This is a genomic window from Nitriliruptor alkaliphilus DSM 45188 (genome assembly GCF_000969705.1).
Taxonomy (GTDB): Bacteria; Actinomycetota; Nitriliruptoria; order Nitriliruptorales; family Nitriliruptoraceae; genus Nitriliruptor; species Nitriliruptor alkaliphilus.
Genome location: NZ_KQ033901.1, coordinates 986726 through 1003863, shown reverse-complemented (window position 1 = coordinate 1003863; position 17138 = coordinate 986726). Strand labels below are relative to the sequence as shown.

Genomic DNA, 17138 nt, shown 5'->3' with positions numbered 1-17138 from the left:
CGCGAGGGCCGGGGCGTCGGTTCGTCCCGCGAGGTGGGTCTGGGAGGTGCGTGGTAGCACCGGGTCGGTCCGGCCCGCAGGGGGCCCGAGCCGGACCGACCCGGGCGTCAGGCGGTCAGGCGCCGGCGCAGCGCCACACCGAGCCCACCGGCAGCACCGAGGGCGGCCAGCGCGAGCACCACCAGCAGCAGCGTCGACGGACCTTCCTCGGTACCGACCCCGGCGAGGTCGAACTGGAACACGGTCGTGGCGTCCGCCCCGTCCGCGATGCCGTACGGCGCCGCACCTTCGCGGCCGCGAGCGATGACGGCCTTGACCTGCTCGTAGTTCTGCGAGGCGCCCTGACGACCGGACGACACGCCGCCGATCAGACGTTCCTCGAAGCCCTCCTGGAGCCTGCCGACACCGTCGGCGATCTTGCCCCCGCCCTCCTCGGCGGAGTTCAGACCGTCGGCCAGCCTGCCGGAGCCATCGGCGGCATCGCCGAGACCGTTCGCCAGCTTCAGCGCACCGTCGTCGAGCTGCACGAGCCCGGAGGCGAGGTCACGCGACCCGGAGGCTGCGCGGTTCGCACCCGCCGCGAGCTGCCCACCACCATCGTCGAGCTGCCCGAGCCCGTCCGCGAGCTTCTTGGAGCCGTCGGCTGCCGTCCCCGCACCATCGGCGAGCTGCACCGCACCGCCCTTGAGGAGGGCGAGCACCTGACGGATGCCGCACGGGTTGTTCGGGTCACGCGGGTTGTCGGTGTTGCACCGCTCGTTGTTCATGCCGCGCAGCAGCTTGTCGAAGCCGGGGAGGGCCGCCTCGCTCAGCGAGTCGTCCAGACCATCGGCGAAGCCACTCGCGAACTGGTCGGCCAGCTGCTTGAAGCTCGGTGACACCTGCGCGGCGAACCCGTCAGCGAACGCTGGTGCGAACACCGCCGCGAACGCCGGGCCGAACCCCTGCGCGAACTGCGGGCTGAACACGCCCGCGAACTGCGCGAAGGCCGGGTCCAACGATGCCGGGAGCACGGCGGCGAAGCCTGCAGCGAAGCTCGGTCCGAACAGATCGAACGCGCCGTCGAGGTTCGGTCCAAAACCGGTTGCGAACGCCGGACCGAAGGCTGTCCCGAAGCTCTCGAAGGCACCGTCGAGCTGCGGCTCGAACCCTTGAGCGAACGCCGCGGCGAACGCCGCCGCATCGTCGGCGCCGAGGATCGGCGTGAGCTGAGCCGTCAGCGCCGCCTCGAGTCCGGCGACGAGGCCGGGTGTGACCTGCGTCTGCAGACCGCCGGTCACCTGCGTCGTGAGCGCAGGACCGAGGGCGGCGACGACGCCTGGCGTCACGTTGTCCTTCAACGCCTGCGTGACACCTGCAGCCAGCGTGGGCTCCAGCTCCGCGAGGAGGGCATCCGTGAAGGGCCCTTGGAGGGCCGCCGTCAACGCGTCCGCGAGCGGGTCTCCCATGCCGTTCGCGATCCCGCCGGCGAGGTTGGTCTCGAGACCGTTCTGCAGGTTGGTCTTGAGCTGCGGGAGGACGATGTTCTGGAGCGTCGCGTCGAGGTTCTCGGCGATGCCCGCCTGGACGTTGTCCGGCAGGCTGGCGATCCCGGCCCGCAGCGCGTTGAGTCCGCCGATCACCGTGCCGTCGTCCGCGTCGTCCTTCGGACCACCGACACCGCCCTGCAGGCCGGAGAGCCCGTCGCGGACGCTGCCGAGGCCATCGCGCAGCTGCGGCAGCCCGGCAGCCAGCTGGTTGCCGCCTGCGCGGGCGTCGCCCAGGCCGTTGGAGAGGCGGGTCGCGCCGAGGGCGAGCTCGCCGAGGCCGGTCGACAGCTGGCCGCCGCCCTCACGGGCCTTGGTCATGCCGTCGGACAGCTGACGGGCACCCGGAGCGGCCGTGTTCGCCAGACCGTCGTTGAGCTGACCGGCACCGTCGGCGAGCTGGTTCAGCCCGTCGAGGAGCTGGCTGGCACCCGAGCCGAGCAGCAGCAGGTTCGAGTTGATGATCAGCGCGCCGTTGGCGAGGTCCGACAGCGACGTGGATGCACCCTTGTAGGCGTTGGCGGTCGCGTTGAGCGAGTTGAACGACTTGTCGTCGACCGGCAGGACCTGCAGCGAGGTCGGCGGGATCGCGGTGTCGACGGCGTCCGCCGACCACGTGACCGTCTGCTCCTCCGACCCGAGGGGGGAGAACAGCAGCAACGAGAAGTTGATGACGGTGTTGCCGCGGCCGTCGCCGACCTTCACGCCACCGGGCGCGTCGACGTTGGCGAAGCTGAGCGGCAGGGTCAGCGACAGCGAGCCGACCATCGGCACCGCGACGTCCATCGTCTCGGTGTACTTGTTGTTCTCCGCGTCGAACGAGATGACGTCGCGCGGCTCTGCGGTGAGGTTGCGGACCGTGTACTCGACCTCCACCTTGCCGGTGCGACCGGCGAGGTCCTTGGGCGCGATCTCCTCGCCGTCGAGGCGGTAGATCACCGACATCGAGACCGGCAGCTCGGCGGTGTTGTCCGCCACGGACCGGGCGAACCCGTCCTTGGATGCGTCGAGGGTCCAGACGACGTCGTCACCGTTCACGTCCGGCCTGCCGAAGCCCTCGAGGTTGCGCAGACCCCTGGTGGACTGCTGCGGCAGGGTCACGGCGACCTCGCCGCTGCCCGTGGCCTTCAGCTGGGTGAACACGCGTGAGGTCCCGGCCTCGCCGGTGTTGGACAGCTCGGTGAGGATCGACTGCCGGTGCGAGAGGCTCTCGATCTGACCGGACTGGGCTGCGGCCGGCAGGCTGGACCCGACGGCGAGCGCACCGAGGAGCGCGAGCGTGGTGGTGCGACGGATGAAGGAGCGCATCAGGCGACCTCTCCTGCGCCGGCGTGGCGCGGCTCGGTCCGACCGACGCTGACACCGGCGAGCTCGGCCACGATGACCACGATCGCACCGATGCCGGCGGCGAGGAGGACGGTGACGAGCGCGACGGGTGCCTCCGACAGGAAGGCGGTCGGCGCGTCGGCGAACATCGGCGAGTAGTAGCCGACGAACATCGCGTACCCGGCGAGGCCGGCCCACAGCGGCAACAGCCCCTGGGTCAGGGCGGCGACCAGCGTGAGGATGGCCACCCCGATGACGACGATGAGGGCCGCCGACAGCGGCACGTCCGGGAAGACGCCGGCCCGCAGGGCCATGGCGACGAAGCCGACGACCGCGCCGAGCGCGACCGCGCCGGTACGGCTGGCGACAGCCGGACCCGCCGCGAGGGCGATACCAGCTGCGAGGAGGAACGGCCAGAGCGTGGTGATCCCGATGCCAGGTCCGACGAACGCGAGAAGTCCCGCGACCAACGCGACCACGGCACCGCCGATGACGGTGCGCAACAAGGTGTCTGTCCTTCTGGTCCGGCCTCGCGACCGGTCCCTCTTGGACGTCGCGCCGAGCGCGGCGCCCCGATGTGGCCTCCGGGGGTCACCCGGAGGTCGTGCCCGCGCATAGTCCGCGGTCGACCGGACTGTCTGCCATCGCCCGAGCGGGTCATATCGGGTCTAGTCATCCGGTCGAACTGCACAGGCCCGTCGGCCCGCTCGACGCCGTCGGTACCGTGGCAGGGCACCGGTCGACAGAGGAACCCCGGTTGGACGTGGACGTGCGATGCCGCTGCGCGGTGCTGAACAACCTGTCGGGTGCCGTGGCGTCCGACTACGCCCGTCGCCACCTCGACCGGACGCGCACGGACGGGCTCGGCCGGACGGTGCACCGCTGCCCCGACACCGGGGTCGACTGGACCGAGGAACGCAGCGCGAGCGGGTACGGGCAGGACGTGGTGGTCCTACGCCGGAACGCCCGCTGACCAGCACGTCCATCGACGACAGGAGCACATGACGTGGGCTTCCTGACCCCGAACCAGAAGGACGACGAGAACGAGGCGCTGCCCGGCGCGACGGGCCTGCACCTCGACCTGGACCTCAAGCGCTGCCCCGCCTGTCGACGTGAGTTGACCCCGTGGCAGGAGCGCTGCGGCGACTGCGGCGAGGTCGGGGTCGCCGCCTCCGCCGTCCCGGCGGACTCGTTCGCCCTGCCGGATCTGTCACACCTCGAGGAGGACGACGAGGACGACGAGGACCACGCCGGGGACGCGACCAGCGGCGACGAACCCGCGTGACCGGCCGCACACGCTAGGTGACGTTGACGTCAGCACCGGACTAGACGGCGGCCGGTCAGCCGCTCGGCTCGTCGAGAGCGAGGCGGATGCGTCGGAACCCGCGGCCCTTCGACTCGACCTTGGCGACGCGCACGCGACCGACCTCGCTGGTCGAACGGACGTGGGTCCCGCCGTCGGCCTGACGGTCCAGCCCGACGATGTCGATCACGCGCACGACCGCGAGGTCGTCGGGCAGCAGCGACACCTTCGTGCGGATCAGCGACGGGTCGGCGTCGGCCTCGGCCCGGGGCAGGAAGGCCACCTCGACGGGCCGGGCCGCATCGAGCTCGGCCTGCAGCGCCGTCTCGATCGTGGCCTTGTCGTCCGGATCCCAGTCGGGCAGCTCGAAGTCGAGCCGGCCGACCCCGGGTTCCATGTTCCCGCCGGTGACCGGCGAGCGGTAGCGCTCCCAGACCACGCCGCACAGGGCGTGCATGGCGGTGTGGGTCCGCATGAGCGCGAGCCGCCGGTCCACATCGAGCCGACCGTGCACGCGGGAGCCCACCGGTGGCAGGCCGCCGGTCACCTGGTGCCACACCCCGCGGCGATCCTCACCGACCCCGACGACCTCGAGGCGGTCACCGGCGACCTCGGCCGCCGCCGCGTCGCCCCCGACCAGCAGGATCCCCCGATCCGGCGGCTGCCCGCCACCGCCCGGGTAGAAGACGGTCCGGTCGAGCAGCACGCGGCTCTCGTCGGCGTCCACGTCGACGACGGTGGCGTCGACCTCGAAGGCGTACGCGTCGGTCGAGTACACACGGTCGGTCACGACGAGCCCTCCGGCGCACACCGCGGCCCGCCCGCGGTGGGGTGACGTAGCCTCGCACCGATGCGCTGTCCTCGCTGCCTCGACGAGTACGAGCCCGACGTCGCGACCTGCGCGACGTGCGGGGAGCCGCTCGTGGCCCTCGGGGCACCGGCCGCCCCCCGGGCCGACGCGCTGCTCGGTCGCTTCCACCCGGCCGTCGCGGAGCCCCTCGACGGGATGCTCGCCCACCGAGGCATCGCCCGACGCCGCGTCGAACGCGACGACGACGTCGAGCTGTACGTCGACCGGAGCTGGCGCGACGACCTGCGTGCCGAACTCTCCCTGACGTGGGCGCAGATCGTCCTGCGCCTCCCCGAGGAGTCGGCCCTGCAGGTCCGCGCGCTCGGTGGCGCCTCACCCGGCTGGTACGACGCACCCCGCGGCGGGTGGGTCGACCGCGCCGGGAAGCTGGTGGTCGAGGCCGAGGACCAGGAGCGGGCCGCGGACTCGGCCCGGCTCGCCGGCCCCGCCATGGCGACGATGGGAACCATCCTGCTGCTGCTCGGCTGGTACGTCGGCGCGGGCCCCCTGGTCGTGCTCGCCGGGATCGGCCTGCTGCTGCTCGGGCTGCTGCTGCCCCGCTGAGTCCGCTGTCCCGGCTCGTTCAGCCGACCGCGGTGTCCCGGGTCACCAGCAGGAACGATTCGAGCAGGTGGTGCCAGTGGCAGGTGGTGCACACCTCGACGGTGTAGACGGTCAGGTCGCCGTAGCGCTCGTGCTGACGAGCGAGCGACTCGCGAGGCACCGCCCGACCGCCACGGTTACGGGGGTCCTTGCGGTCGAACACGTAGGTGACGTGGCGGAGGGTGTCCCGCTCGCACAGCGGGCAGGCATCGTCGACGACCGTGCCGATGTGAACACCGGCCCGCACGAGGTCGGGGTGGGCGTCGCAGGCATCCCCGACCGACCGCACCCCCTGGCGGACCTCCCGCAGGACGGCACGCCGCTGCATGCGGTAGTCGATGCGTCCCTTGCGCACCGTCCCTCCTCGGCGGTCACGGCCCACGGTCCGCGGGCGATCCGACTCAGGGTACGGCTGCGCGGGGAGGCGCGCCTCCCTCCCGTCCGCACCGCGACTGGGCGAGCGCGCGCGTGCCCCGTTCCCCGACGACGTGGCCGTTCGACCCCCGTCCTGGCGAGTTCGCTGGCCGCGGTCACCCGGCCATCCGGCCGCGGGCGGCCACCGGTCGTCCGTCGCCGGAACCGCCCGGTCGTCCGCGGCGCCGGCGGCGCGGGTCCGTCATGCTCGACCCGACATGTCGACCCGACGTCTCCTCCCCGAACCCGACCGGTCACGAGGCACCGCCCTCGAGACCGAACTGACCGTGCGCGACGGCCGCGGCGAGCTGCTCGCCACGGGTCGCGGTGGCGGCCGACGGGACGCGCCGCGCTGGACCTGGCACTCCCCTGTGCTCGGCCGCTTCACCGTCGAGCCGGTGGGGGCCGAACCGCCACGCTGGTTCGTCACGCGGTCCGATGGTGCGCCGTTCGGCCAGCTCGAGCTGCGGGGGCGTTTCCTCTGGCGACGCCTCGAGGTCAGCGACGGCCGTGGGCTGCACCTGGCGGTCACGCCCGACGGCACGGTCCGCGCACCCGACGGTGCCGCCGTGGCCAGGCTGCGACGCTCCGGCTCCGAGGCCGCGATCCTCGACCTGGACGGCCGGCTTCCCGCCGCGTGGCGGACCCTGCTGGTCACGGCCAGCGCGTTGCTCGAGGACGCGAGGGCGTAGGGCGGTCCGGCGCCGCCGCTCTGCTCCACGGGGCGGTCGGTAGCGTCCGCGGTCGCCGTCCGACGAGGTCGACCGTGTCCGCTCCCGCCACCACACCCGACCCCGCGCCCGTCCCGGTCCCCGAGACCCGGCGCGACGACCTCGTCGAGGTGCTGCACGGTGTCGGGGTCGCCGACCCCTACCGGTGGCTCGAGGACGCCGCAGCTCCCGCGGTCCGGGCGTGGGTGGACGCGCAGCGAGCCGCGACCGACCCGGTCCTCGACGCCCTCCCCGCCCGGACGGCGTTCCGCGCGCGGCTCGACCGGCTGTGGTCGGTGCCTCGTCGCGGCGTCCCGTGGCGGAAGGGCGACACCTGGTTCCAGGTCCGGAGCGACGGGCAACAGGACCAGGACGTGCTGTGGACCGCACGCGCGGACGACGCCGAACGTCGGGTGCTCCCTGGGGACGGGGCCTGGCAGGTGCTGCTCGATCCCAACGCGTGGACGACGGACGGCACCGCCTCCCTCTCGGGCCTCGCGATCACCGACGACGGTGCGCAGGTGGCCTACGGACGGTCGGACGCCGGGTCGGACTGGGTGACCTGGCACGTCGTGGACCTCGACCGGGCCGGACCGGATGGGCCGCTGGTGCAGGACGACGTCGTCCCGTGGTCGAAGTTCACCGGCGCGGTCTGGCTGCCCGGCGGCCGCAGCTTCCTGTACGGCGCCTACGACCAGCCCCCACCCGGCGAGGAGGTCACCGCCACCACGCAGGGGCAGCGCCTCCAGCAGCACGTGGTCGGCACGGTCGCGACCGAGGACATCGTCGTCCACGAGCGTCCCGATCAGCCCGAGTGGGGCTTCCAGCCGCACGTCGCCCACGGCGACCGCTGGCTCGTGCTGACCGTGTGGCGTGGCACCGACCCCACCAACCGCATCCACCTCGCGCCGCTGACCGCAGCGGGTGAGGAGGCCGACACGGGCGGGGTCGGCGAGGTCGTGCCCCTGCTCGACGACGGGGACGCCCGCTACGACGTGGTCGGGGTGCTGACGGGCACCGACGGGCGTGACGAGCTGATCGTGGTCACCGACCTCGAGGCCCCCATGGGCCGGGTGCTCGCCATCGACCTGACCGATGCGACCCGGCGGCGCGAGCTGGTGGCTGCGTCGGACGAACGGATGGAGTCGGCGCGCCTCGTCGGCGGCGATACGCCGGACGATCCGGCGTGGCTGGTGTGCACCTCGCTCCGCCACGCGACCTCGCGCCTCGCCGTGCACGACCCACTTACCGGCACCTGGTCGCACGACGTCGAGCTGCCGAGCCTCGGCACCGTCATCGCGGTCACGGGTGGACGGACCGATGCGGGGGTGCACATCGGGGTCAGCTCGTTCGCCGCGTCCGACGAGATCTGGTACCACGATCTGGTCGGACGTCGCACGACCCGGGTGACGTCGTCGGCGGTGCCCGCACCGGACGCGGCCGTCGTCACCGAGCAGGTGCTCGTCCACCACCAGGCCCACCTCGACGACGGCCGCGGCGCGACGGACGTCGCGGTCCCCGTCTTCCTGATCCACCGGGCGGACGTGCGGCCGACCGGCGAGGTCCCGACGATCCTGTGGGGCTATGGCGGGTTCGACATCCCCGTCACGCCGGCGTTCCGCCCGGCCTGGCGCGCCTGGGTCGACGCCGGTGGCCTGCTGGCCGTCGCGTGCCTGCGCGGCGGCGGCGAGTACGGCCGCGCCTGGCACGACGCGGGACGCGGCACGAACCGGCCGGCGGTCCAGGCCGACGCGCTGGCCGTCGCCGCCTGGCTGACCGGTGACGACCGTGACGGTCAGGTGCACGCGACCGCCGGGCTCGCACCGCGCGTGGACGACCCGCTGGGCGAGGTGACGGCCCCGACGCCCGCAGCCGGTCCAACGGTGGGCGGTCCGGACGCGACATGGACCGCCGCGGCGCACCTCGGTGTGGAGGGCCGGTCCAACGGTGGTCTGCTGGTGGGCACCTGCATCACCGCCGAGCCGGGCCGCTTCGCCAGTGCGGTCCCGGAGGTCGGCGTGCTCGACCTGCTGCGCTTCCACCGCTTCACGATCGGGTGGGCGTGGACCAGCGACTACGGCTCGCCCGACGACCCCGACGCCTTCCCCACCCTCCACGCGCTGTCGCCCTATCACCGCCTCCTGCGCTCGGACGGGGCGCGGTTCCCGGCGACGCTGGTCACCACCGGCGACACCGACGACCGGGTCGTCCCCGCGCACAGCTACAAGTTCGCCGCCGCGCTCCAGGCGGCGCAGGCGGGCGCGGCACCGGTGCTGCTCCGGGTCGACGTGTCCGCCGGCCACGGCGCCGGCAAGCCGGTGGCCAAGCTGCTCGACGAACGCGCCGACGTCCTGGCCTGGCACGCCCACCACCTCGGGCTGGGCGCCTCCGCGCTCGACCCGACCGCTCGCTAGCGGTTCGGCGGCGACCTCGCGGGACCGAAGCGGACCCCGCACGGTCCGTACCGGACTAGTCACTGAGAGTCATCCTCGTGCTCTCGCCGGTCGGGAGAAGGCGAGCGGACGGATCCCGCTCGTCGGCCGCGAGCACGCGCGTTGCCAACGGGGGTGAACGCGCCACGAGGGAGCAGGAACGTGAGCAGGAACCGGACCGTCTCGACGGTCATCATCAGCGCCTGTCTGGCGCTGACCGCCGTCCCGGCAGGCGCCGTGACGGAAGCACGGGACAGCGGCGCCGAGCAGGTGGCACCGCTGATCGGGAGCGACGAACCGGACGTCATCGACGGGGACTGGATCGTGGTCTTCGAACCCGAGGCGGCCGGCAACGAGGTCGCGCGTGAACGGCGCGCCTCGCAGGCACGCGGTGCACGCGTCCACCAGGAGTACGACACGGCGTTGCGTGGCTACGCCGCGACCATGTCGGACGAGGAGGTCGAGCGCCTCCGCCAGCGTCCGAACGTGGCCTACGTCGAGGCCGACCGTCGGGTCGAAGCGAGCCAGACCGCCCAGTCCCCGGCGACGTGGGGACTCGACCGGATCGACCAGCGCAACCTGCCGCTGGACAACACCTACACCTACACCCGGACCGGTGCCGGGGTCCGCGCCTACATCATCGACACCGGCATCCGGGCGACGCACACCGAGTTCGGCAACCGCGTCATCGCCGGCGCGACCGCCATCAACGACCGTCGCGGGACCTCCGACTGCAACGGTCACGGCACGCACGTGGCCGGCACCGTCGGCGGTTCCACCTACGGGGTCGCCAAGGAGGTCACCCTCGTGCCGGTGCGGGTCCTCGACTGTCGCGGCAGCGGCACGACCTCCGGCGTCATCGCCGGCGTGGACTGGGTCACCCGGACCCACACCAAGCCCGCGGTGGCCAACATGAGCCTCGGTGGCGGCGTCTCGACCGCGCTGGACGACGCCGTGCGTGGTTCCGTCTCGGCCGGGGTGACCTACGTCGTGGCGGCGGGCAACGCGAACGCCAACGCGTGCAACGGCTCACCGGCGCGGGTGTCACAGGCGTTGACCGTCGGCGCGACCACGTCCAGCGACCTGCGGTCCTGGTTCTCGAACTGGGGCTCGTGCGTCGACATCATGGCGCCTGGGACGAACATCACCGCCCCCTGGCACACCACCGACACCGCGACCAACACCATCAGCGGGACCTCGATGGCCGCACCGCACGTCGCCGGTGTCGCCGCGCTGTACCTGCAGGGCGCACCGTCGTCCTCGCCGAGCACCGTGAACGCCGCCATCGTCGGCAACGCGACGACCGGCGTGCTCGGCGACCTCGCCGGTTCCCCGAACCGGCTGGTGTACTCGCGCTGACCACCGTCGGCGCGGGAGCGTCGGCCGACTGACGAACGCCGTGGTGCCCGCCGCATCCTCGCGGCGGGCACCGCTGCGTCTCGTGCTCGGCGTCGACCGACCAGGGGCGTGACCGGGGAGGCACCGAGTCGTTGGGACGGGCCGAGGGAGCAACCCCGAGCGGGGTCGCCGCCGAACGATGGCTCGCCACGCACGACCGCGTGGCACCCTGGACCCGGGAGAGGGAGGCGCGCACCGTGGCCGAGCAGACCGGTGACCAGCCAGCCGCTGGGCAGACGCGGGCGATCACGCCCGCACGCGCCCGCGCGAGCGCCGAGGCGGCCCGTGCCGACGGGCGCCAGCGCACCGAGCTGATCCGGGTCGGTGACCGAGACGCCGGGGACGGCAGCCGGACCTCGCCTCGGATGCGGTTCGACATCCTGCAGATCAGCGCGTGGCTCGTCGGCCTCTACCTGATCGTCGCCGGGCTGGTCGCGGTCGCGCGGTCGGGCTTCGACGACCTGGCCCTCTTCGAACCCGTGGTGCACGTCGGCAACCAGCCGGCGACCCCGCTGTACGCCCTGCTGTGGCTCGTGATCGGCGCGGCCCTGCTCACCGCGGCCACCGGGTCGGTCGCCGAGCAGCAGCTGCGCATCGGCGGTGTCCTGTTCGCGATCGCCGGCCTGGTGTTCCTGATCGAACCCGACGCGTTCACCGAGTACCTCGGGGTCACCAGCGACAGCGGGACCATGCTGCTGGCCATCGGCGCGCTGCTGACGGCCTCGAGCTTCGTGCCGCCGCTGTCGATCCTCCGGCCCGGCATCCGCGAGCGCTGACGACGTCCTCCGACGCGGGTCCGGTGCTCACCCCGTCGCGTGGACGCACGAGAGCCGCCGGTCACGACCGGCGGCTCTCGAACGTTGCGGGCCTCCTAGGAGGTCATCCAGTCGGGCTTGCCGCCCTTGGTGGCCCAGAAGATGTCGGCGATCTCGTCGATCTTCGCGAGCAGGTCCTCGCCGGCCGCCGGGTCCATCGTCTTCTTGGCGTCGCCGGCCGCCTTGATGGCGAGCCAGAACTTCTCGTGGAGGTCGGGGTACTCCTCGAGGTGGTTCGGCTTGAAGTAGTCGGTCCACAGCACCGAGAGGTGGTGCTTGACCAGCTCGGCCCGCTCCTCCTTGATGATCACGCAGCGAGCACGGAAGGTCTCGTCGTCCGAGTCCTGGTACTTCTTCGCGATCTCGTGCACCGACTCGGCCTCGATGCGGGCCTGGGCCGGGTTGTAGACGCCACACATCAGGTCGCAGTGGGCGTCGACGGTGGTGACGGCACGCAGCGGGTTCATTGCCCGCAGGGCGGTCGAGATGCGCATCGGTGGTGCTCCTCACGTTCGACGGGTGGTCGGCGGCGAGGCTAGTGCGCCGAGGCAACGGCACGCACGGCCGTCCGACGTGTCGACGGCTGCGTTCCGTACGGTGCGCTCGATGGGCACGCTAACGCGTGCTGCGAACGCTTCGCAACAGGAGGGGTCGGTGGGGCGACGGCGGTGGGTCGCGGTGGTGGCGGCGGTCGGCATGGCCTACCTCGCCACCCTCACGGTGAACCGGTCGGTGGTCGAGGTCCGTGGCGCCTCGATGGAGCCGACCCTGTGGCCCGGTGACCGGCTGCTGACCGTGCCCGCACGCCGTCGTTGGCTGCGTACGGGCCGGGTCGTGGTCGTTGCCGACCCCGCCGACCCGACCCACCTGGTGGTCAAGCGGATCGCACGTACGGAGCGCGGCCTCGTCGAGGTGCTCGGCGACCAGCCGGCCGCATCCACCGATTCACGCCACTGGGGACCGCTGCCCGTGACCGCGATCCGTCGCGTCGTGATCCGCCGCTGGCCCGACCTACGGACCCGCCTCAGCCGTTGAAGCGCACCTGAGCTTCTTTGAGCCTTGCTCACGCACATCAGCGGGCCCGGCTCGCGCACATCGTCCGCGCGGCGGTTCACAGCCGGCGTGCGACCACCAGCAGTTCCGGGTCGTCGAGGCCGACCTCGCCGTCGGCGCGGCGGCCGTACCCACCAGGCTCGACCCCGCGGACGGAGACGAGGTCGAGACCCGCTGCGTCGAGCAGGCGCACCGCGTCCCGCACGGTGTAGCTCGCGGTCCACAGGTCGAAGCGGCGACGCTGGTGGTCGGGACCGTGGACCTCGCTGACCTGGTGGTGGACCAGGTGCACCGGATCGAACGCGTCCCCGGGCGCGAGGTGGCGTGCGGCGAACAACGCGTGGAAGAGGGTCAGTGCCACCAGGCCGCCGGGGTGCACGGCGGCCGCGAGCCCCGCGAGCACGTCCGGATCCGTGGCCGGCGAGGTCCCGAACCCGCCCTGGCACAGCGACCACGCCACGTCGAACGTGCCCGCTTCGGCCCCGAGGTCGGCCGACAGGGTGCGGGCGTCACCCACACGGACGTCGACTCCGATGCCGGCGTCACGCGCCGCCTCGCGCGCCGCGTCGACGAGGGCTGGGGACACGTCGATCCCGACGCCGTCGACGCCGGGCTCGGCTGCGAGGGCCCGCAGGTGACGCGCATCCCCGCAGCCGACGTCGAGGACGCGGGTGCCCGCCCGCAGGTCGAGCACGGAGGTCAGGCTCGCGACCTCCTCGGCGGTCCCGGCCGCGAACGCGTTGCGGCGGTACTCACCCCCCTGGAAGTCGCCGATCGGGACGTAGAACGCCTGCTCATCGGCACCCGGGACGCCCGGGACGGCGATCGGCCGGTCGTCGTGCGACCGCCACGAGGGGTTCACTGCCCACCCGTCTCGCCGGCGTGCTCGGCCCACCACGCGTCGAGGGCCGCGAGCGTGGCCTCCTCGTCCATCGGCCCCTCCTCGATGCGCAGCTCGAGCAGGTGCTTCCACGCCTGACCGACGAGCGGTCCGGGTCGGATCCCGAGGTGGGCCATGATCGCGTTGCCGTCGATCGGCGGGCGCAGCGCGTCGATCTCCTCCTGCTCGCGCAAGACCGCGATGCGCTCCTCGAGCTCGTCGACGTGGCGCTGGATGCGCGCGGCCTTGCGCGCGTTGCCGGTGGTCACGTCGGCGCGGGTCAGGGCGTTGAGGCGCTCGAGCAGGTCCCCCGCATCCCGGACGTAACGGCGGACGGCCGCGTCGGTCCAGCCGCTGGCGAAGGTGTGGAAGCGCAGGTGGAGGCGGACCAGCTCGCTGACGGCGCGGGTGGTCTCCTTGTCGAACCGCAGCTCACGCATCCGGTGGCGCGTCATCCGGGCGCCGACCACGTCGTGGTGGTGGAAGGTCACCGTGCCGTCGCGGTGGACCTCCTTGGTGTCCGGCTTACCGATGTCGTGCAGGAGCGCAGCCAGGCGCAGCACCACGTCCGGCCCGCCGTCCGGCAACCGGTCCTCGAGGTCGATGGCCTGCTCGAGCACCGCAAGGGTGTGGAGCCAGACGTCCTTGTGGCGGTGCTGGGGGTCGCGGCACGCCCGCAGCTCGTCGAGCTCGGGCAGCACGTGCGCCGACAACCCCGTCCGGACCAGCAGGTTCAGCCCTCGTCGTGGCGCCCTGCCGGCAACGAGCTTGACCAGTTCGTCGCGGATGCGTTCGGCCGAGACGGCACCGAGCTGGTCGGCCATCTCGCTGGCGGCGACGGTGACGGCGCTGTCGGCCTCGGCGTCCAGGACGGAGGCGAACCGCGCGAGCCGCACCATGCGTAGGGGGTCGTCACCGAAGGAGGTGTGTGGATCGATGGGGGTGCGCAGGAGCCCCGCGCGCAGGTCCTGCAGCCCGCCGAACGGGTCCACGAAACGGAACTCGGGGACACGCACCGCCATGGCGTTGATGGTGAGGTCGCGCCGCGCGAGATCGTCCTCGATCGACGTGCCGTAGACGACCTCCGGGTGGCGCGATCCGGGGGTGTAGCTGTCGGCACGGAAGGTGGTGATCTCGACGTTGCGGGTGGGGCGGCCCTCGGCCTCGCGCTGGCAGCTGACGGTGCCGAACTCCGCACCCGTCAGCCACACGGCGGTCGCCCAGGGGCGCACGATCCGTTCGGTCTCCTCCGGCGGAGCGGAGGTGGCCAGGTCGAGGTCGACGTCGCCGAGCAGGTCCGGGTCGCCACCTGCGAGGAGGGTGTCGCGCACCGTGCCGCCGACGAGGTACAGCTCGTGGCCGGCAGCCTCGAACCGTGCGCCGAGCTCGCGGGCCTCGGGGTGCACGTCGACCAGACCGCCGAGCGCGGCGGCCTGGTCCGGGGTCAGGTCGTCGGCGATCGTCGGCGTCCGTGCGAGCGGGGAGCGAGGTGGTCGGCGAGGCTAGCGAGGCAGCGCTGCGCCCCGAGCCGCGGGATGTCAGGTGGAGCCGGCGTTGCCCTCCGGTGGTGGTGCGTCCTCGGATCGGTCCGCCCACGAACGGCGGATCCGACCCTTCGAGGTGTCGGCTTCCTCGGCCTCGCGCTGGTCGATCAGCAGGCGCGCCGAGTGATCGTAGGTCAGGTAGTTCCAGGCCCAGGTGACCAGCACCGAGATCCGGTTGCGGAAGCCGACGAGCCACAGCAGGTGCAGGACCAGCCAGGCGATCCAGGCGGGGAACCCCGAGAACCGCAGCTTGAAGGGCAGCTCGACGACGGCGTCGGTGCGGCCGATGGTCGCCATCTTGCCCTTGTCGCGGTACCGGAACGGTGGGGGTGGCTCGTCGCCGGCGACCTCGCGGACGATGAGGTCGGCCACGTACCGCCCCTGCTGGATGGCGACCGGGGCGACCTGCGGCAGCGCGTCCCCACCGGCGACGGCCCCGGCGAGGTCCCCGATGACCAGCAGGCGGCCGTCGCGGGCGGGCCGGCCGTCCGCGTCGACCGCACGCATCCGCGCGTCGACCGGGATGCGGCCGGCGCGGCCCGGTTCGACGCCGAGCTTGGCGCCGAGCGGCACGCCCGCGATGCCGGTGGCCCAGACCAGCGTGCGCGCCGGCAGGACCTCGCCGTTGCTCAGGGTGACCTGGTCGGCGGTGACCTCCTCGGCGCCCGTGCCGAGGCGCACCTCCACGCCGCGACGTTCGAGCCGCTGGAGGGCGACGCGGTGCGAGCGGTCCGAGAAGCCGGGCAGGAGCCGGTCGGTCAGCTCGAGCAGGACGATGCGGACGTGGGCGATGTCGAGGGTCGGATGGTCCTCGGTGAGGACCTGGTCGACAAGCTCGGCCAGCGCGCCGGCGAGCTCGACGCCGGTCGGGCCGCCGCCGGCGATCACGAAGGTCAGGGTCCCGTCGGAGAGGTGGGCCGGGTCCGCCGAGGCGGCCTCGAAGCGGCGCAGCAGGTGGTTGCGCAGCTGGGCAGCCTCGGGCAGGGACTTCAGTCCGAAGGCGTGCTCAGCGACGCCGGGGATGCCCAGGTCGTTGGTGATGCCACCGGCCGCGACCACGAGGTGGTCGTAGGGCAGGCGCGCCCCGTCGGCGAGCACGACGCCGTGGTCGTCGACGTCCACGACCTCGCCGAGCCGGACATCGGTGGTGGGGCGACCGTCGGGCCCGGTGCGGCGCACCCCGCGGATCGAGCGCAGCGACATACCGATGTCGTGGGGTTGGAGCCCCGCTGTGGCCACCTGGTACAGCAGCGGCTGGAAGGTGTGGTGGTTGCGCTTGTCGACCAGCACCACGTCGAGGTCACCGGCGACCGCGGAGCGGCCGAGCTCACGCACCACGTTCAGCCCGCCGAACCCGCCACCGACGACCACCACCCGGTGACGGTCACGGCGGGCGCCGGCCGCAGGGCTCGGGGTGTCGTGCTGGCTCGTCGGCTGGGCGGACATACGGTGCTCCTCAGAACCGCGGACGGCGAGGTCGATCGCCGCCACCGACCGTACGCTCGTGCGGACGGTCACGGAGCCGTCCAACCGGTGTCAACCGCCCGGTCGGCCCCACCGCCCGACGTGGTGGCGCCCGAGGAGGACCCGCGTGACCGGATCGTACGAGCCGACGCCACCGCCGCCGGTGCCACCACCGTCACCAGGGTCGCCCCCCGAGCGTGAGGGGACTGCACCGCCCGGGTGGTCGACGGGTCCGTCGGGCCACGGACGGCAGGGAGGCCAACCCGTGCCGGGCGGGCCGCGGCCGGCCGCCGAGATCCCCGACCTCGACGACCGTGACCGTCCGCTCGACCCTCGCGTGATCACGGTGTGGCGCTTCAGCACGGTGACCTCGATGCTGCTACCGACCGCGGTCCTGACCGCCGTCGCGGTCGGGTTCCTCGGCAGCCCGAACGGCTGGCTCGTGCCGGCCGTCCTCGTGGTGCTCACCGCGGTCCTCGCAGCGTGGTACCCAGGTGCGCGCTACGAGCGGTGGCGGTGGCGCCTGACCGACCTCGCCGTCGAACTCGAGCGGGGGGTGATCGTGCGGCAGGCCGAGGCCCTGCCCTACTTCCGCATCCAGCAGATCGATGTGGCCCAGGGGCCGATCGACCGGTTGCTCGGGCTGGCGTCGCTGCAGGTGACCTCCGCGTCGGCATCGGGGAGCGTCACGCTGCCGGGCATCGCGGCGGACGAGGCCCCCGGCATCCGGCGCGCGCTGCTGGCCCGGGCGTCCTCCGCGGTCCAGGGGCACGACGCGGGGGTCCGCGATGCCGTCTGAACCACCGGGGGTGCCGCCTCC

At 73.0% G+C, this 17138-nt stretch carries 17 protein-coding genes; 9 read left to right on the top strand and 8 right to left on the bottom strand.

All coding sequences use genetic code 11. From position 1 onward, the window contains the following. Positions 1–107 precede the first annotated feature (107 nt). Together NITAL_RS04715 and NITAL_RS04710 are read right to left on the bottom strand one after the other, a co-directional pair. On the bottom strand, positions 108–2834 hold the full coding sequence (locus tag NITAL_RS04715) for a hypothetical protein (protein WP_052665002.1): 2727 nt from the start codon (positions 2832–2834) through the stop codon (positions 108–110). Then, a complete protein-coding gene (locus NITAL_RS04710; protein ID WP_052665001.1) occupies positions 2834–3358 on the bottom strand; it encodes a hypothetical protein in 525 nt (174 codons plus the stop codon). The genes NITAL_RS04715 and NITAL_RS04710 overlap by 1 nt, the downstream gene beginning before the upstream one ends. A 257-nt stretch (positions 3359–3615) precedes the next feature. Between NITAL_RS04710 and NITAL_RS04705 the strand changes: the two genes are divergently transcribed. Both NITAL_RS04705 and NITAL_RS04700 read left to right on the top strand, forming a co-directional pair. Further along, positions 3616–3825 (top strand): hypothetical protein, encoded by a 210-nt coding sequence (locus tag NITAL_RS04705; RefSeq protein WP_157041614.1) that lies wholly within the window; start codon positions 3616–3618, stop codon positions 3823–3825. 33 nt (positions 3826–3858) lie between these two features. Next, a complete protein-coding gene (locus NITAL_RS04700; protein WP_052664999.1) occupies positions 3859–4137 on the top strand; it encodes a hypothetical protein in 279 nt (92 codons plus the stop codon). A gap of 55 nt (positions 4138–4192) precedes the next feature. Here the strand turns inward: NITAL_RS04700 and NITAL_RS04695 are convergent, their stop codons facing one another. Continuing rightward, positions 4193–4945 carry an alanyl-tRNA editing protein gene (locus tag NITAL_RS04695; RefSeq protein ID WP_211262199.1) on the bottom strand — a complete coding sequence of 251 codons (753 nt, stop codon included), beginning with the start codon at positions 4943–4945 and terminating at the stop codon, positions 4193–4195. A 60-nt stretch (positions 4946–5005) separates the two neighbouring features. Here NITAL_RS04695 and NITAL_RS27810 point away from each other — a divergent pair, with 60 nt between their 5' ends. Next, entirely contained in the window at positions 5006–5569 is a 564-nt protein-coding gene (locus tag NITAL_RS27810; RefSeq protein WP_052664997.1) for a hypothetical protein, read from the top strand. Positions 5570–5588: 19 nt separating this feature from the next. Here the strand turns inward: NITAL_RS27810 and NITAL_RS27805 are convergent, their stop codons facing one another. Beyond that, positions 5589–5963 (bottom strand): DUF5318 family protein, encoded by a 375-nt coding sequence (locus tag NITAL_RS27805; RefSeq protein WP_052664996.1) that lies wholly within the window; start codon positions 5961–5963, stop codon positions 5589–5591. A gap of 277 nt (positions 5964–6240) precedes the next feature. On the opposite strand from NITAL_RS27805, the gene NITAL_RS27800 reads away from it, so the two are divergent. The 4 genes from NITAL_RS27800 (at position 6241) to NITAL_RS04665 (ending at position 11338) form a co-directional block, all read left to right on the top strand. Next, positions 6241–6714, top strand: a complete 474-nt coding sequence (locus NITAL_RS27800) for a hypothetical protein (protein ID WP_052664995.1) — start codon at positions 6241–6243, stop codon at positions 6712–6714. Between the two features lie 74 nt (positions 6715–6788). Then, positions 6789–9146 (top strand): prolyl oligopeptidase family serine peptidase, encoded by a 2358-nt coding sequence (locus tag NITAL_RS27795; protein WP_052664994.1) that lies wholly within the window; start codon positions 6789–6791, stop codon positions 9144–9146. A 180-nt stretch (positions 9147–9326) separates the two neighbouring features. Then, complete coding sequence (locus NITAL_RS04670) at positions 9327–10523, top strand: S8 family peptidase (protein WP_211262198.1); 1197 nt, start codon at positions 9327–9329, stop codon at positions 10521–10523. A 236-nt stretch (positions 10524–10759) separates the two neighbouring features. Beyond that, positions 10760–11338, top strand: coding sequence for a hypothetical protein (locus NITAL_RS04665; protein ID WP_052664993.1), 579 nt, complete (start codon positions 10760–10762; stop codon positions 11336–11338). Between the two features lie 95 nt (positions 11339–11433). Here NITAL_RS04665 and sodN read toward each other — a convergent pair whose 3' ends face one another. Continuing rightward, positions 11434–11871, bottom strand: a complete 438-nt coding sequence (gene sodN / locus NITAL_RS04660) for a superoxide dismutase, Ni (RefSeq protein ID WP_211262197.1) — start codon at positions 11869–11871, stop codon at positions 11434–11436. 160 nt (positions 11872–12031) lie between these two features. Between sodN and sodX the strand changes: the two genes are divergently transcribed. Continuing rightward, on the top strand, positions 12032–12412 hold the full coding sequence (sodX, locus tag NITAL_RS04655; RefSeq protein WP_052664992.1) for a nickel-type superoxide dismutase maturation protease: 381 nt from the start codon (positions 12032–12034) through the stop codon (positions 12410–12412). A gap of 76 nt (positions 12413–12488) precedes the next feature. Here sodX and NITAL_RS04650 read toward each other — a convergent pair whose 3' ends face one another. The 3 genes from NITAL_RS04650 to NITAL_RS04640 all read right to left on the bottom strand — a co-directional run bounded on the left by NITAL_RS04650 (position 12489) and on the right by NITAL_RS04640 (position 16300). After that, complete coding sequence (locus NITAL_RS04650; protein WP_052664991.1) at positions 12489–13292, bottom strand: SAM-dependent methyltransferase; 804 nt, start codon at positions 13290–13292, stop codon at positions 12489–12491. Continuing rightward, the gene (locus tag NITAL_RS04645; RefSeq protein ID WP_211262196.1) at positions 13289–14716 is read right to left on the bottom strand and encodes a CCA tRNA nucleotidyltransferase; all 1428 of its coding nucleotides are present in this window, start codon (positions 14714–14716) and stop codon (positions 13289–13291) included. Before NITAL_RS04645 ends, NITAL_RS04650 begins: the two co-directional genes overlap by 4 nt. Positions 14717–14848: 132 nt before the next feature. Beyond that, positions 14849–16300 carry an NAD(P)/FAD-dependent oxidoreductase gene (locus NITAL_RS04640; protein WP_052664989.1) on the bottom strand — a complete coding sequence of 484 codons (1452 nt, stop codon included), beginning with the start codon at positions 16298–16300 and terminating at the stop codon, positions 14849–14851. A gap of 283 nt (positions 16301–16583) precedes the next feature. Here NITAL_RS04640 and NITAL_RS04630 point away from each other — a divergent pair, with 283 nt between their 5' ends. Continuing rightward, on the top strand, positions 16584–17117 hold the full coding sequence (locus tag NITAL_RS04630; protein ID WP_052664987.1) for a PH domain-containing protein: 534 nt from the start codon (positions 16584–16586) through the stop codon (positions 17115–17117). The last annotated feature ends 21 nt before the right edge of the window (positions 17118–17138 follow it).